The organism is Streptomyces sp. NPDC002784 (genome assembly GCF_053592135.1).
In genome coordinates this window covers 160,118-175,501 of sequence record NZ_JBSFVD010000016.1, presented here as the reverse complement: position 1 = coordinate 175,501, position 15,384 = coordinate 160,118, and the positions used below count along the sequence as shown (strand labels likewise).

Genomic DNA, 15,384 nt, shown 5'->3' with positions numbered 1-15,384 from the left:
GCGAGAGCGGGCGAACTCGTAAAAGTTCGCCCGCTCTTCGTCTCGTGGTCGGGGGGTTCAGGCCTTGAGCGCCGCGTCCACCAGCGAGTTGAACTCCTCCACCGTCATCGGGGGGTTGCCCTGGTCCGTGGTGAGGCTCTTGCCGTCCATCACCAGGCTCGGGGTGCCGGTGACGTCGTCCTTGTTGGTGTCGAAGGTCTTGGACATGGCGAGCGCCCAGGCGTCGTAGCTGCCGTTGTTCACGGCGTTCCGGAACTTGGCGTTGCCCTTCAGGGCGTCGACGCTGTCGGCGATGTCGATGAGGTAGTCGTCGTCCTTGAACTTGTCGTCCGACTCCTCGGGGTGCCACTTCGCCGAGTACAGCGCCGCCTTGTACTGCAGGAACGCCTCGTCGCTGACGTTCAGCGCGGCGCCGAGGGCGCTCATCGCGTTCTTGGAGCCCTCGCCGTTGCTGCCGACCTTGCCGTCGCCGAGCTGGTCGCCGTCGAGGAAGGTGCCGCCGACGAACTGGATCTTGTACTTGCCGTCCTCGACGTCCTTCTCCACGGTCGGGCCGACCACCTGCTCGAAGGAGGCGCAGACCGGGCAGCGCGGGTCCTCGTAGACCTTCAGGGTCTTCTTGGCGCTGTCCTTGCCGATGACGACGGTCGTGCCGTCGGTGCCGGTGGTGTTGGCCGGGGCGACGACCTTCTCGTCCCGCACGGCCTCCCAGTGGCCGGGCTTGTTGGACTGGACGACCGCGTAGCCGATGCCGCCGGCCACCGCCAGCACACCGACGACCGAACAGGCCACCACGACCTGCCGCTTGACCTTGGCCCGCTTGGCCGCACGCTCGCGCTCGATGCGCAGCCGCTCGCGTGCCGCCGACTTCGAGGCCTGGCTGTTCCGCTTGCTCATAGGGGTTCTCTCCACGGGAAGCGCACACATCGGGTGTGCGGAATACACAGGGGTGGACTGCTGGTGCTCAGGCGACAGCGGCCGAGCACGGCGGTCCACGCCGTCCCAGGGAGTGCACGAGGATCCGCTCACGGGCGGAGGCGGTACGGCGGACGAAGCGAGGGAGCCGGCGCGGCGACCGGGGCGGCCGTACCGTCACGGCGGCGACCGCCAGCAGCAGCGGCCGGAAGGTGGTGGCCGCGACCGCCCGCAGCAGCTGGGCCAGCGCGCGCTCGCCGCGGCGCAGCCAGGCGGCGGCCAGCAGGCCGACCGCCAGATGCGCGCCGAGCAGCAGCCAGGCGGTCCCCGGGTCGGCGTGCGCGAGCAGCGTGGCGAGCCGGTCGGTGCCGGCCTTCTCGCCCACCGCGGTCAGGGCGGTGCCGACCCGGGTGCCGTCACCGCACAGCACGTCCAGGCCGACCGAGCGCAACGGGCCCGCGACGGGGCCGCCCGCGGCGCCGTAACAGACGTGCTGGCCGGTGGTGAAGACGGTGTCGGCGGCCAGCTCCAGGGGAATCAGCAGGGCGGCGATCCGGCCGAAGCCGCGCTCGCGTCCGGCCAGCGCGTAGGCGACGGCGAACACGGTGGCGGCGACCAGGGCCACCGTGTTCAGCGGCAGCGGGACCCCGGACAGCAGCACGTGCGACGCGGTGCTGAGCGTCACGACGAGTGCCGTGAACAGCGCCGCGCGGAGCGCTCGTAGCGGGGTCCCGGATATGTCCATAGCGCGGAAGAGTCTGGCACGGGGGGCCGTAAGGGATCCCTAAAGGATTCCTGTGAGGCCTCGCGTCACAGGCCCGGAATGCGGCCGTTGCGGAAGAGGTCCACGAAGGTCTGGTGGTCGGCACGCGCGCGTGCGCCGTACTCGTGCGCGAAGCTCACCAGCAGGTCGCTGAAGCCGTCCTCGTCGGCCGCGATGGCCGCGTCGATGGCCCGCTCGGTGGAGAACGGCACCAGGGACTCGCCGGAGGTGTCGTCCGCCGCCGCGTGCATCGCCGCCGTCGCCCGGCCGAGGTCGGCGACGACCGCCGCGATCTCCTCCGGGTCGTCGATGTCCCCCCAGTCCAGGTCCACGGCGTACGGCGAGACCTCCGCGACCAGCTGGCCCGAGCCGTCCAGCTCGGTCCAGCCCAGCCACGGGTCGGCGTGCGCCTGGAGCGCGCGCTGGGAGATCACCGTGCGGTGGCCCTCGTGCTGGAAGTAGTCCCGGATCGACGCGTCGGTGATGTGCCGGGAGACGGCCGGGGTCTGGGCCTGCTTGATGTAGATCACGACATCGTTCTCCAGGGCGTCGCTGTTGCCCTCCAGGAGGATGTTGTACGACGGCAGACCGGCCGACCCGATGCCGATGCCGCGCCGCCCGACGACGTCCTTCACGCGGTAGGAGTCCGGGCGGGCCAGGGAGGACTCCGGCAGGGTCTCCAGGTAGCCGTCGAAGGCGGCCAGCACCTTGTAGCGGGTGGCGGCGTCCAGCTCGACGGAGCCGCCGCCCGCGGCGAAACGGCGCTCGGAGTCCCGGATCTCGGTCATCGAGTCCAGCAGCCCGAACCGGGTCAGCGCGCGGGCGGCGCGCAGCGCGTCCAGCAGCGGGCCCTCGGCGGTGTCCAGGGTGAACGGCGGCACCTCGTCGCTCTTGGCGCCGGTCGCCAGCGCGTGGATCCGCTCGCGGTACGCGCCCGCGTACACCTCGACCAGGTCGGTGATCTGCTCGTCGCTGAGCGCCTTGGCGTACCCGATGAGCGCCACGGAGGCGGCGAAGCGCTTGAGGTCCCAGGTGAAGGGGCCGACGTAGGCCTCGTCGAAGTCGTTGACGTTGAAGATCAGGCGGCCCGTGGAGTCCATGTACGTGCCGAAGTTCTCCGCGTGCAGGTCGCCGTGGATCCACACGCGCGAGGTGCGCTCGTCCAGGAACGGCCCACTGAGTATTTTCCCGCCACCCCGCCCGGCGTTCTCCGCTTCGAGGTCGTGGTAGAAGAGGCACGCCGTGCCCCGGTAGAACGCGAACGCGGAGGCCGCCATCTTGCGGAACTTCACACGGAACGCGGCCGGGTCGGCGGCCAGGAGCTCGCCGAACGCGGTGTCGAAGACGGCGAGGATCTCCTCGCCGCGCTCGTCGCTGAGCTTCGGGACCGACATCGCTGGGTGCCTCCTGGTGCGGTGCTTGGACGACAGCGTCTCTGTCGTTTCCAACGCACGACCGTACGTCGGAGTGCCCGCGGAGTGTCAGTGCCGCGGCATAGACTTCGACGCTGACCCCAGAACTGTCCGCCAGCCCGTCGCCGAGTGTTTCCCCTGGAGGGCCCACCGTGTCAAAGCCGCCGTTCACGCACCTGCACGTCCACACCCAGTACTCGCTGCTGGACGGTGCCGCGCGGCTGAAGGACATGTTCAACGCGTGCAATGAGATGGGCATGACCCATATCGCCATGTCCGACCACGGCAACCTCCACGGCGCGTACGACTTCTTCCACTCCGCGAAGAAGGCCGGGGTCACCCCGATCATCGGGATCGAGGCGTACGTCGCCCCCGAGTCCCGGCGCAACAAGCGCAAGATCCAGTGGGGCCAGCCGCACCAGAAGCGGGACGACGTCTCCGGTTCGGGCGGTTACACCCACAAGACGATCTGGGCGGCGAACGCCACCGGCCTGCACAACCTCTTCCGCCTCTCCTCGGACGCGTACGCCGAGGGCTGGCTGCAGAAGTGGCCCCGGATGGACAAGGAGACCATCTCCCAGTGGTCCGAGGGGCTCATCGCCTCCACCGGCTGCCCTTCCGGCGAGCTGCAGACCCGGCTGCGCCTGGGCCAGTTCGACGAGGCCCTGAAGGCCGCCTCCGAGTACCAGGACATCTTCGGCAAGGACCGCTACTTCCTGGAGCTGATGGACCACGGCATCGAGATCGAGCGCCGGGTGCGGGACGGACTGCTGGAGATCGGCAAGAAGCTCGGCATCCCGCCCCTGGTGACGAACGACTCGCACTACACGTACGCGCACGAGGCCGCCGCGCACGACGCCCTGCTGTGCATCCAGACCGGCAAGAACCTCTCCGACCCCGACCGCTTCAGGTTCGACGGCACCGGCTACTACCTGAAGTCGACGGAGGAGATGTACGCCATCGACTCCTCGGACGCCTGGCAGGAGGGCTGCCGCAACACCCTCCTGGTCGCCGAGCAGGTCGACACCACGGGCATGTTCGAGCCCAAGAACCTCATGCCGAAGTTCGACATCCCCGAGGGTTACACCGAGGTCACCTGGTTCAAGGAGGAGGTCCGCCGCGGCATGGAGCGCCGCTTCCCCGGCGGCATCCCCGAGGACCGGCAGAAGCAGGTCGAGTACGAGATGGACGTCATCATCCAGATGGGGTTCCCGGGCTACTTCCTCGTCGTCGCCGACTTCATCATGTGGGCCAAGAGCCAGGGCATCGCGGTCGGTCCGGGCCGAGGCTCCGCGGCCGGCTCGATCGTCGCGTACGCCATGGGCATCACGGACCTCGACCCGATCCCGCACGGACTGATCTTCGAGCGGTTCCTGAACCCCGAGCGCGTCTCCATGCCCGACGTCGACATCGACTTCGACGAGCGCAGGCGCGTCGAGGTGATCAGGTACGTGACGGAGAAGTACGGCGCCGACAAGGTCGCCATGATCGGCACCTACGGCAAGATCAAGGCGAAGAACGCCATCAAGGACTCCGCGCGCGTGCTGGGATACCCGTACGCCATGGGCGACCGCCTCACCAAGGCGATGCCCGCCGACGTCCTCGGCAAGGGCATCGACCTCGACGGCATCACCAACCCCTCGCACCCGCGATACAGCGAGGCCGGCGAGATCCGCGCGATGTACGAGAACGAGCCGGACGTCAAGAAGGTCATCGACACCGCCAAGGGCGTCGAGGGCCTGGTCCGGCAGATGGGCGTGCACGCCGCCGGCGTCATCATGTCCAGCGAGCCGATCGTGGACCACGCCCCGATCTGGGTGCGGCACACCGACGGCGTGACCATCACGCAGTGGGACTACCCGCAGTGCGAGTCGCTCGGCCTGCTGAAGATGGACTTCCTCGGCCTGCGCAACCTGACGATCATGGACGACGCCGTCAAGATGGTGAAGTCCAACAAGGGCATCGAACTCGACCTGCTGGCCCTTCCGCTCGACGATCCGACGACCTTCGAGCTGCTCCAGCGCGGTGAGACCCTCGGTGTCTTCCAGTTCGACGGCGGCCCCATGCGCTCGCTGCTGCGCCTGATGAAGCCCGACAACTTCGAGGACATCTCCGCCGTCTCGGCGCTCTACCGTCCCGGCCCGATGGGCATGGACTCGCACACGAACTACGCGCTGCGCAAGAACAAGCTCCAGGAGATCACTCCGATCCACAAGGAGCTGGAGGAGCCCCTGGAAGAGGTCCTGGCCGTCACCTACGGCCTGATCGTCTACCAGGAGCAGGTGCAGAAGGCCGCCCAGATCATCGCCGGGTACTCGCTCGGCGAGGCCGACATCCTGCGCCGCGTGATGGGCAAGAAGAAGCCCGACGAACTGGCGAAGAACTTCACCATCTTCCAGGCCGGCGCCCGCAAGAACGGCTACAGCGACGAGGCCATCCAGGCCCTGTGGGACGTGCTGGTCCCGTTCGCCGGCTACGCCTTCAACAAGGCCCACTCGGCCGCGTACGGACTGGTCTCGTACTGGACCGCCTACCTGAAGGCCAACCACCCCGCCGAGTACATGGCCGCCCTGCTGACCTCCGTCAAGGACGACAAGGACAAGTCGGCGATCTATCTCAACGAGTGCCGCCGCATGGGCATCAAGGTGCTCCCGCCGAACGTCAACGAGTCGGTGCACAACTTCGCCGCCCAGGGCGACGACGTGATCCTCTTCGGCCTGGAGGCCGTGCGGAACGTCGGCACGAACGTCGTCGATTCGATCATCAGGAGCCGCAAGGCCAAGGGCAAGTACGCCTCCTTCCCCGACTACCTCGACAAGGTCGAGGCGGTGGCCTGCAACAAGCGCACCACCGAGTCGCTGATCAAGGCGGGTGCCTTCGACACCCTGGGGCACACCCGCAAGGGCCTGACCGCGCAGTACGAGCCGATGATCGACAACGTGGTCGCGGTCAAGCGCAAGGAGGCCGAGGGCCAGTTCGACCTCTTCGGCGGCATGGGCGAGGAGGAGAGCAGCGAACCCGGCTTCGGCCTCGACGTCGAGTTCTCCGCCGACGAGTGGGACAAGACGTATCTGCTCGCCCAGGAGCGGGAGATGCTCGGTCTGTACGTCTCCGACCACCCGCTCTTCGGCCTGGAGCACGTGCTGTCGGACAAGGCCGACGCGGGCATCGCCCAGCTCACCGGAGGGGAGCACGCGGACGGCGCGGTCGTCACCATCGGCGGCATCATCTCGGGCCTCCAGCGCAAGATGACCAAGCAGGGCAACGCCTGGGCCATCGCCACCGTCGAGGACCTGGCCGGTTCCATCGAATGCATGTTCTTCCCGGCCACCTACCAGCTGGTGTCGACCCAGCTCGTGGAGGACGCGGTGGTGTTCGTCAAGGGCCGCCTGGACAAGCGCGAGGACGTCCCGCGGCTGGTCGCGATGGAGCTGCAGGTCCCCGACCTGTCGAACGCCGGTACCAACGCGCCCGTGATCCTCACCATCCCGGCCACCCGGGTCACCCCGCCGATGGTCAGCCGCCTCGGCGAGATCCTCAGCCACCACCGGGGCGACAGCGAGGTCCGGATCAAGCTCCAGGGCCCGACCAAGACGACCGTGCTGCGCCTGGACCGGCACCGGGTCAAGCCCGACCCGGCGCTCTTCGGCGACCTGAAGGTGCTGCTCGGGCCGTCCTGCCTGGCCGGCTGAGCCGAGACGTGCGAGAGGGGCGCAGCCGCGTGTCGGGTGCGCCCCTCGTCATGTGCCTGGGCTTCGACGGCCCGTTATGAAGATGTCAGTTGTGACCGAACCTCTTGCGCTTGTCCTTGCGCGCGACCTCGCCGGGCGTCATGGGGGACATCCGCTGCTCGGCCGTCGTCTCCGTCGAGGAGTGCGGGGCCTGCTGCTGTCCGCGCTCGGTCTGCGGCTGCTTTCGGTCACGGTTCTTGTTCTTGGCCATGGTGATGCCTCCTGTGGGGATGTAGGGGCCAGGGCCGCGACCAGATTCACATAGCCGGACAAAGAACGCATGTCGGACAATTACCGGCTGTGACGGTGCTCGTTCGAGCCGGGCACCCCGAAACGCCACGCCGAAGATCGAGTTCCGGCCGTTAACCTTCGCGCGGTCGGGCAGACTCGAAGGAAGCCCGAAGCAAACCTCCCGGAAAGAGGGTGGATCGCGTGGACCGCTGCATCGTCCTGGTGGACGCCGGGTATCTGCTGGGGGCCGCCGCCTCTCTTCTCGCCGGAGAGCCCTCCCGGTCCCGGATCACCGTCGATCACACCGCCCTCATCCAGGGCCTGCGAGAACGGGCGGAATCGGACACCGAACGCCCCCTGCTGCGCATCTACTGGTTCGACGGCGCCCCCGACCGCGTCCCGCAGCCCGAACACCGCAGGCTGCGCGTGATGCCCCGGGTGACCGTCCGGCTCGGTGCCCTGACCCGGAGCGACGGACGCTGGGCCCAGAAGGGCGTGGACGCCGCCATGCACGCCGAGCTGACCGAACTCGCCCGCAACCGGGCCTGTTCCGACGTGGTGCTGGTGACCGGGGACGGCGATCTGCTGCCGGGCATGATGGCCGCCAAGGAACACGGCGTGGCCGTCCATCTGTGGGCCGTGCAGGCCGCCGACGGCGACTACAACCAGTCCGAGGACCTGGTCGCCGAGGCCGACGAGCGGCGCGTCCTGGACCGCACCTGGATCACCAAGGCCGTACGCGCCAAGGAGCTGGGCGGGATCTGCGCGCCGCCGCCGGCACCGCGGCCCGAGATCGCCGCCATCCTCTCCGCGCCGCTGCCCGACTCCGCGCTCGCCCCGGCCGAGCGGCCCGCCGAGGAGCGCGAGCACCCGGCGCCGGCCGCGCGGGAGAACAGCGCGCAGGAGCGGGTCCCGGCACCGAAGGGCGTGCCCACGCCGAAGGACCTGGCCGCCCTGCGCGCCCCGGGCGTGCAGCCCCCCGCGCAGCCCGCCGGGGCGACCCTGCGGTGGTCCTCCGACAAGGGGTGGGTGGACCGCCCCGGCATCGCGGCCGAGCCGCCCGAGGTCGCCTCCATGCCGACGCTGGCCCAGGTGACCACGGCGGAGCAGCGGTGGGCCGACCGTGAGGAGGACATCACCACCGTCGGCGGCGACCCCTACGAGGTCGGACAGGTGTTCGCGCGGCGCTGGATGGGGCGGCTGGGCGACCAGAGCCACCTGCAGAAACTCTCCGGGATGTACCCGCGGATCCCGCACCGCATCGACGGGGAGCTGCTGCGGTACGCGGCCCGGTTCGGGCTGCTGGCCCACAAGGACGACCAGATCGACGAGCACGACCGGTACGCGATCCGGGCCGGGTTCTGGCGGGAGATCGACGTGCGGACGGCGGCCGAACACGCGTCCGCGGGGGAGTGAAACGGCACATACGCCGCCCCAAGGACGGGCCCGGCGGCCCGACCCCGTAGTCTCATCCCTTGTGAGTACGCGCGCGGCACCGGCACTTCGGCCCAGTGGTGATGTCGTGTGTGCTGTGCGCGGACTGACCAAGACCTATCCCGCGGTACGGGGCCGGCGGGGCACCCCCGCCACCCCCGAGGTGCGCGCCACCGACGACGTGCGGCTGGACATCCGGCGCGGTGAGATCTTCGGCCTGCTCGGGCCGAACGGCGCCGGCAAGACCACCCTCGTACGCCAGCTCACCGGGCTGATGCGGCCCGATCGCGGCAGTGTGGAGATCCTCGGGCACGACATCGTGCGGCATCCGGAGCGGGCCGCGCGGATCCTCGCCTACCTCGGGCAGGAGTCGACCGCCCTGGACGAGCTCACCGTCTCCCTCGCCGCCGAGACCACCGGACGGCTGCGCGGCCTGGACGTGCACGTGGCGCGCGCCGAGCGGGACGCCGTACTGGAGGAGCTGGGCCTGACCGAGCTCGCCGGGCGGCCGTTGAAGAAGCTGTCGGGCGGTCAGCGCAGGCTCGCCTGCTTCGCCGCCGCCCTCGTGGGCGCGCGGCCGTTGCTCGTGCTCGACGAGCCGACCACCGGGATGGATCCGGTGGCGCGGCGGGCGGTCTGGTCCGCCGTCGACCGGCGGCGGGCCGAGCACGGGACGACCGTGCTGCTGGTCACCCACAACGTCATCGAGGCCGAGACCGTGCTCGACCGGGTCGCCGTCCTGGACCGGGGCCGGGTGATCGCCTGCGACACCCCCACCGGGCTCAAGGAGCAGGTCGCCGGGGAGGTCCGGGTCGACCTGGTGTGGCGGGACGCGGCGCCGCTGCACGTCCCCGAGGTCGCCGCGCTCCAGGACCGGGTGGTCGAGTCGGGCCGCCGCTGGACGCTGCGGCTCGCCCCCGACGAGGCACGCGCGGTCGTCGCCACCGTCACCGGCGGGGCCGCCTTCTCCGCCCTCGACGACTTCACCCTCGCCACGCCCAGCCTGGAGGACGTCTACCTGGCGCTGGGCGGGGCCGCGCAGCAGGGGCTGGTGAAGGCTTGAGCGCGACTGGGGCAGCGGTGAGGACGACTGATGAGAGCCTGAGCAGGACGACCGTCGCATCCGTACGGAACGGAACCACCGCCGGAGCGAAGAGGAGCAGCGCCACGTGAGTGTCGTACCCGCCGAGGTTCTGCCGGCCGGCGCGCCCGCCGCGGACGAGACGCCCGCCACGGACGCGGCCGAGCTCGGGCCGCGGGCCCGGCTGTGGCCGTCGCTGTGCGCCGTGTACCGGGCGCAGCTGTCCCGTGCGCGGGTCGCGCGGATCCCGCTGCTGTTCGTGGCGACCTTCCAGTCCGTCGGGATCATGATCCTGATGCGCGGGGTCGTGGACGGCGGGGACGAGGCGCGGGCCGTGGTGGCCGGGTCGTCGGTGCTGGTCGTCGCCTTCGTCGCGCTGAACCTGCTCGCCCAGTACTTCGGGCAGTTGCGGGCCAGCGGGGGCCTCGACCACTACGCGACGCTGCCGGTGCCGCCGGCGGCGGTGGTGCTCGGGGCCGCGGGGGCGTACGCCTCCTTCACCGTGCCCGGGACCGTGGTCACCGCCGTCTTCGGGTGTGTGCTGTTCGGCCTGCCGCTCGCCCATCTGTGGGTGCTGATCGCGGTGATCCCGCTGGCCGGTGCCGCGCTCGCGGGGCTCGGGGCCGCGCTGGGACTGCTGGCACCCCGGCCGGAACTGGCGACCGTCCTCGGCCAGTTGGGCATGTCCGCCGCGCTGCTGCTGGGGGTGCTGCCCGCCGAGCGGATGCCCGAGGCGGTGCGCTTCGCCCGGGACCTGCTGCCGTCGACCTACGGCGTGGATGCCTTCGCCCGCACCTTCGGGGAGAGCCCCGACTGGGCCTACGTGCTCGGGGACCTCGCGGTGTGCGCGGGGGTGGGCGTGGTGTCCCTGGCCGCCGCTACCTGGGCGTACCGCCGGGCGGCCGTCCGGTGACGCGGTGCCCGGGGGGGCCTGGCACGATGTCAGGGTGACCGCACCGCTGACTCCACCACCTCCGCCGCGTGACCACTCCGCCGACAGTGCGTGGCAGCAGCCGCCCGCGCCCGGCGCCGGACACGGGGGCTACCCGTACGGTCCGCCTCCCTCGTACGGCGACGACGGGCCCGGCATGCGGACCGAGCTGCGGGAGGCCGCCGTGGTCACGGTGGCTGTGGCGGTGGCCGGGGTGCTGCTCGGGCTGCTGTGGTGGTGGCTGGCGCCCCGGGTGCCGCTGGTGGGAGACGTGGTCGACGGCGGCTGGGTCGTCTACCTCAAGGACACCGAGGGGGAGCAGGCGGTGGGCGTCGACGGGACGTTCACGCTGCTGGCGCTCGCGTTCGGCGCGGTGAGCGCGCTCGGGGCGTTCCTGGTCCGGCGGCGCGGGGGCGTGCCGCTGGTGGTCGCGCTGGCCCTCGGCGGGCTGCTGGGGTCGCTGCTGGCCTGGCGGCTGGGGGTGTGGCTCGGGCCCGCGCAGGACGTCATCGCCCAGGCGGAGGACGTGGGCAAGGGGGAGACCTTCTCGGCGCCGCTGGAGCTCGATGCCAAGGGGGCGCTGCTGGTGTGGTCCGTGGCGGGGCTCGTGGTGCATCTGGGGCTGACGGCGTTGTTCGGGCCGCGCGATCCGGATCCGTACGAGCAGCGGCAGCAGCCGAAGGACGGGTACAAGGACGGCTACGGGGCGCCGCAGGCGTAGCTTCGCGCCCCCGCCCCACTCGCTGGAGCGCGCCCCTACGCGGGGCGCCTGCCGTGGTTCGCCCGGCCCTTCTTCATGCGCCATTTGCGTTTCCGCGTCTTCTTCGACATGTCCCCTCTGCTTAACCGAGCGGAGGGCGTCCGTCGAGGGGTCAAACGCGCCCGATGGGGGCCAGGGTCGCTTCCGTGAGGGCGGCCAGGTCGGTGGGGGAGAGCTCGATCTCCAGGCCCCTGCGGCCCGCCGAGACGCAGATCGTGGCGTGGTCGCTCGCCGACGCGTCCAGGACCGTGGGCAGTCTCCGGCGCTGGCCCAGCGGGGAGATGCCGCCCCTGACGTAGCCCGTCGTGCGTTCCGCGAGGGTCGGGTCGGCCATGGCCGCCTTCTTGCCGCCCACCGCCGCGGCCAGTGCCTTCAGATCCAGCTGGCCCGCCACCGGGACCACCGCCACGGTCAGCTTGCCGTCCACCTCGGCCACCAGGGTCTTGAAGACCCGGTCGGGGGAGACGCCCATGGCCTCGGCCGCCTCCTCGCCGTAGGACGGGTGGGAGGGGTCGTGCTCGTAGGCGTGGGTCGTGAACGTCACGCCTGCCGCGGTCAGGGCCACCGTCGCCGGAGTGCCCCCCGACTGTCGCTTCTTCGCCATCGCTCGCCTCAGTTCGGACTCGTCGGCGCGCGCGTCAGGTCCGCCGCCGGCAGTGACGGCAGGCTACGGATGATCGAGGTCTCCGCGCGAAGGAGTTTCAGCTCGTCCCGCAGCCGGGAGGCGGTGTCGGGGGCCTGGAGCAGACGCTGCTTGGTGGGGGTGTCCAGCATCATCGCCGCCGCCACGAGGTAGGACACCACCGACGGTTCGTCCGGCAGGTCCGCCCCCGCCGACAGGGAGCGTTCGCGGGCTCCCGCCAGGCGCTTCTGGTACTGGCGGAAGGCGCGCAGCACCCCCTCGGCCAGGGCGCCCGCCTCCTCGCCCTGGTCCTCCGGCAGCTCCTCCAGCTCCGCCGTCAGGAACGGGCCCGACGTGTCCACCGACAGCAGCCGCACCCGCGTCGTACCGGTCGCCAGCACCTCGAAGGTGCCGTCCGCCCGCTCCCGGATCGTCGCCGCGTCGGCCACACAGGCCGTGGAGTGGAAGGACTTGATCGGCTCGGCGCCGAAGCCCGCCGCGGGCCCGCGCTCGGGCACCGCGGTGGGGTCGGGCATGCCGGGCGCGGTCGGCGCCACCTCATGGCCGTCGCGGATCGCCACCACGGCGAACCGGCGCGGTTCCTCGTCGGGGGTCTTCAGCAGATCGCGCATCATGGCGCGATAGCGCTCCTCGAAGACGTTCAAGGGCAGTACCAACCCCGGGAACAGCACCGAGTTCAGGGGGAAGAGCGGGAGCCGGACGGTGGTCACGACGCAAGAGCCTAATGGTCGCCGGAGGGGTTGCGTCCGGGGTGCCCGGTGATCGGACGGCCGGCGGGGTCCCGCAGCTCGTCCCGCACCCGCAGACAGTGGCCCAGCGGATCGTCGCAGAAGCGGTCCCAGGGGAAGGACGTGGCGTACGGGCCGGTGCGCCGCACCTGCTCCAGGGCGTCCGCGACCCGGTCCAGCCGCACCAGGACGTAGGTCAGCAGATTGCGCGTCTCCGCGGGCCAGGGGTCCGCCGCGGGGAGCAGGGCGGAGAGGCCGATCGCCCGGTCCGCCGCCGCGTCCAGCTGGGCCCGCGGCACCTCGGGCCCGCAGCCGTCGGCGAGATACGCGAACACCGCCCGTACCGGCAGCGCCTGCACCAGGGAGTCCGGCGGGGCGTCCTGCGCGGCGCGGTCGGCGAAGTCCAGGCACTCGCGGTGCGACCCGTGCCAGGAGGACGCCAGATAGCGCAGGGCCGCCACATGGCAGCCGTAGTGGTGCGGGGCGCGGCGCATCGCCGCCTCCCACAGCTCCTCGACGTACCGCGGTCCGGCCTGCGCGCCGCGGGCGTGGTCCAGGGCGATCCGCCACGGCCCCGGGTCCCGGTCGTCGCCGTGCGCCGCGGCCGTGACCAGCGGGCTGACCTCGCGCAGCAGCTCGGCCCGGGCCGGCGACCGCCAGGCGCGGTCCACCCTCAGCTGGGCGTCCACGACAAGGCTGTCGGGGTCGTGCGGGGCCGCCGCGCGCCAGGTCCGGAACCAGTCGGGGCGGGCGTGGGCGAAGGCGGCGAGCCGGGCCGTGTACCGGTCCCGGTGCTCCCACTCGCCGGCCGCGCGGGTGGCGGCGAGCAGCGCGGCGGCCGGTTCGTGGTCGCCCTGCGCGGCGGCCACCAGCGCCGGACCCAGCCGGGCGTCGGGCACGTCCAGCAGCACCTCGTCGTCGGCGCGGACACCGGCGACGGGGGGAGGGGTCCTTGTCATCCGCGGCCCGCGGATGAACGGCAGCAGCAGAGCCATGGTGTCGACCATTGAAAAGCCGCAGGTCGAAACGGCGCCAGAGGCTCCGGGCAACTCCCGGAAAGTTGTACGGCCCTAGGTCAAGGGCAGGTAAAAAGCTTCAGCTCCGCCTCAGCATCCGGCTGGCCCCCGCCGCGACCGTCGTCGCCAGGACCCAGCCCAGCAGGACCATCGCCGCCGCCAGCCACTGCCAGCCGCCCTTGAGCTGCCAGAAGCCGACCTGGCCCAGGTCGATGACCGGCAGCAGCAGGTCCAGGGCGAACAGCGTCGGGTTCCACTCCGGGTGCTCCCCGCGCTTGATCGGCGGATGCCCGCCCCGCGCGAAGGCCACCGAGCCCGCCGCCCACAGCACCGCCATCCACACCGCGGCCCGGCCCGGCCGGTACCCGTAGGCCACCGTCCAGTCCTGCGCGTACCCCCACAGCTTGGCGGCGATCGGCAGGCTCTCGCGGCGCCGGCGCTGCTTGGCGAGGAGCACCTCGCGCGCGTCCTCGTCCTCGCCGCCCGCCCGCAGCACCGAGGCGAGCCGCTCGTACGGCTCCGGGTTGTACTCGGCGGTCGCCGCGGCCACCCAGCCGAGCCGCTCGTCGAGCGGGAACGGCCCGCGCGGCACCAGGTTCTCGTAGCAGAAGCCGCCCATGTGCAGCCGGCCGGGGCCCGGCCAGGCGTCCGCGCGGTCCATCAGGTTGACGATCCGCGCGCCCGACAGCACGACCGTGCCGCGCGCCGGATGCTCCCCGAGGAAGCGCAGCTCCGGAGTCTGTATCCGGCGCAGCGACAGCTCCTGCTCGTCGGTGAAGGTGAACCGGGCCCGCTCCATGTCGACCGCGTCCCCGAACCGCCCGTCGTCCAGCCGCACCCCGCCCTGGCACTCGAACCGCTGGATCCGGGTCCCGCGGGCCGGGGTCATGCCGCTGAGCAGCGGGTTCCCCAGGCCCGCCGGGGTCAGGTACAGGGAGCGCTCCACGGTCAGCTGGGGGGCGTTCAGCGCCAGCCGCGTGTACGGATTGACCAGCCGCGCCCCGCGCAGGCTCAGCGAGACCCCGATCTTCGCGCTGCGCAGGCTCATCTCGCCGTGCGACTCCAGCAGCTCCGCCTGGAGGTCCTGCCCGACGGTCATGCCGTCCCCGGCGATCGAACGGCCGCTGCGGTCGCGGTACACGATGGCCTGGTTGAGCAGCAGGTCGGTGCCTATCTGGGCGTCGGTGAGCCGGATGCCGTTGTGGAAGCGGCAGCGCGGCAGATGCAGATCGCCCTCGGTGTGCACCCGGGCCGCCTCCAGGCGCGGCACCGAGCAGTCCACCAGCCGCACGGTCGTGAACCGGGCCTCCGGTAACAGCACGTCCCGCTCGAAACGGCAGCCGCGCATCTCGACGTACGGCACCACCGTGCCGCCCGCCAGGTCCAGGCTGCCGTTGATCTGCACGCCGACCAGCTTCAGGGACGACACCCGGCCGGCCAGCGCGGGCGGCCCGTCCAGCAGCAGCCAGCACACGATCCGGGCCCGCACGGCCCGCTCGGGCCCCCACGGATGCCCGCCGTGCGGATCGTCGACGACGGTGTCGCCGCTGCTCAGGTCGTACACGCTGCCGTTGCGGAAGGCCTGCCACATCCCGGCCTCGGCGGCGGTCAGATCGTCCGGCGGCTCTCCGTCGCGCAGGCCGGCCCCGTCGGTCACAGCTGTTCCCTTCCTCCCCGGCTCCTCATGGGTTTCGTACAACCGTTCATGCCCGGTGAGTGACGGAATGAACACGGAACGT

Annotated in this window: 13 protein-coding genes; 5 read left to right on the top strand and 8 right to left on the bottom strand. The window is 71.4% G+C overall.

The genetic code is table 11. The features are described 5' to 3' along the window. Positions 1-57: 57 nt before the first annotated feature. From ACWD1Z_RS25670 to ACWD1Z_RS25660, 3 genes are all read right to left on the bottom strand, one after another. The gene (locus ACWD1Z_RS25670; RefSeq protein WP_451121928.1) at positions 58-897 is read right to left on the bottom strand and encodes a thioredoxin domain-containing protein; all 840 of its coding nucleotides are present in this window, start codon (positions 895-897) and stop codon (positions 58-60) included. A gap of 67 nt (positions 898-964) precedes the next feature. Beyond that, the gene (locus ACWD1Z_RS25665; protein ID WP_451121927.1) at positions 965-1,660 is read right to left on the bottom strand and encodes a hypothetical protein; all 696 of its coding nucleotides are present in this window, start codon (positions 1,658-1,660) and stop codon (positions 965-967) included. 65 nt (positions 1,661-1,725) lie between these two features. Then, complete coding sequence (locus tag ACWD1Z_RS25660; protein WP_451121926.1) at positions 1,726-3,072, bottom strand: DUF2252 domain-containing protein; 1,347 nt, start codon at positions 3,070-3,072, stop codon at positions 1,726-1,728. A gap of 170 nt (positions 3,073-3,242) precedes the next feature. Here ACWD1Z_RS25660 and dnaE point away from each other — a divergent pair, with 170 nt between their 5' ends. Then, on the top strand, positions 3,243-6,782 hold the full coding sequence (gene dnaE / locus ACWD1Z_RS25655; RefSeq protein ID WP_451121925.1) for a DNA polymerase III subunit alpha: 3,540 nt from the start codon (positions 3,243-3,245) through the stop codon (positions 6,780-6,782). An 85-nt stretch (positions 6,783-6,867) separates the two neighbouring features. Here dnaE and ACWD1Z_RS25650 read toward each other — a convergent pair whose 3' ends face one another. Beyond that, positions 6,868-7,032 (bottom strand): hypothetical protein, encoded by a 165-nt coding sequence (locus tag ACWD1Z_RS25650; protein ID WP_451121924.1) that lies wholly within the window; start codon positions 7,030-7,032, stop codon positions 6,868-6,870. Between the two features lie 221 nt (positions 7,033-7,253). Here ACWD1Z_RS25650 and ACWD1Z_RS25645 point away from each other — a divergent pair, with 221 nt between their 5' ends. The 4 genes from ACWD1Z_RS25645 to ACWD1Z_RS25630 all read left to right on the top strand — a co-directional run bounded on the left by ACWD1Z_RS25645 (position 7,254) and on the right by ACWD1Z_RS25630 (position 11,219). Beyond that, complete coding sequence (locus ACWD1Z_RS25645) at positions 7,254-8,468, top strand: NYN domain-containing protein (RefSeq protein ID WP_451121923.1); 1,215 nt, start codon at positions 7,254-7,256, stop codon at positions 8,466-8,468. Between the two features lie 106 nt (positions 8,469-8,574). Further along, entirely contained in the window at positions 8,575-9,549 is a 975-nt protein-coding gene (locus tag ACWD1Z_RS25640; RefSeq protein WP_451121922.1) for an ABC transporter ATP-binding protein, read from the top strand. A gap of 106 nt (positions 9,550-9,655) precedes the next feature. Next, positions 9,656-10,480 (top strand): ABC transporter permease, encoded by an 825-nt coding sequence (locus ACWD1Z_RS25635; RefSeq protein ID WP_451121921.1) that lies wholly within the window; start codon positions 9,656-9,658, stop codon positions 10,478-10,480. Between the two features lie 34 nt (positions 10,481-10,514). Next, complete coding sequence (locus ACWD1Z_RS25630) at positions 10,515-11,219, top strand: hypothetical protein (RefSeq protein ID WP_451121920.1); 705 nt, start codon at positions 10,515-10,517, stop codon at positions 11,217-11,219. Positions 11,220-11,370: 151 nt separating this feature from the next. On the opposite strand, the gene ybaK is transcribed toward ACWD1Z_RS25630, so the two are convergent. The 4 genes from ybaK to ACWD1Z_RS25610 form a co-directional block, all read right to left on the bottom strand. Next, the gene (ybaK, locus tag ACWD1Z_RS25625) at positions 11,371-11,862 is read right to left on the bottom strand and encodes a Cys-tRNA(Pro) deacylase (protein WP_451121919.1); all 492 of its coding nucleotides are present in this window, start codon (positions 11,860-11,862) and stop codon (positions 11,371-11,373) included. A gap of 8 nt (positions 11,863-11,870) precedes the next feature. Continuing rightward, on the bottom strand, positions 11,871-12,611 hold the full coding sequence (locus ACWD1Z_RS25620) for an LON peptidase substrate-binding domain-containing protein (RefSeq protein WP_451121918.1): 741 nt from the start codon (positions 12,609-12,611) through the stop codon (positions 11,871-11,873). An 11-nt stretch (positions 12,612-12,622) separates the two neighbouring features. Further along, positions 12,623-13,636, bottom strand: coding sequence for a hypothetical protein (locus ACWD1Z_RS25615; protein ID WP_451121917.1), 1,014 nt, complete (start codon positions 13,634-13,636; stop codon positions 12,623-12,625). Between the two features lie 88 nt (positions 13,637-13,724). Beyond that, positions 13,725-15,302, bottom strand: a complete 1,578-nt coding sequence (locus ACWD1Z_RS25610) for an oxidoreductase (RefSeq protein WP_451121916.1) — start codon at positions 15,300-15,302, stop codon at positions 13,725-13,727. Positions 15,303-15,384: the final 82 nt, after the last annotated feature.

Bases quoted from the DNA above. Each gene is read 5' to 3' on its own strand.
- ACWD1Z_RS25670 (WP_451121928.1), bottom strand. From the start codon at position 897: ATGAGCAAGCGGAACAGCCAGGCCTCGAAGTCGGCGGCACGCGAGCGG.
- ACWD1Z_RS25665 (WP_451121927.1), bottom strand. From the start codon at position 1,660: ATGGACATATCCGGGACCCCGCTACGAGCGCTCCGCGCGGCGCTGTTC.
- ACWD1Z_RS25660 (WP_451121926.1), bottom strand. From the start codon at position 3,072: ATGTCGGTCCCGAAGCTCAGCGACGAGCGCGGCGAGGAGATCCTCGCC.
- ACWD1Z_RS25650 (WP_451121924.1), bottom strand. From the start codon at position 7,032: ATGGCCAAGAACAAGAACCGTGACCGAAAGCAGCCGCAGACCGAGCGC.
- ybaK (WP_451121919.1), bottom strand. From the start codon at position 11,862: ATGGCGAAGAAGCGACAGTCGGGGGGCACTCCGGCGACGGTGGCCCTG.
- ACWD1Z_RS25615 (WP_451121917.1), bottom strand. From the start codon at position 13,636: ATGGTCGACACCATGGCTCTGCTGCTGCCGTTCATCCGCGGGCCGCGG.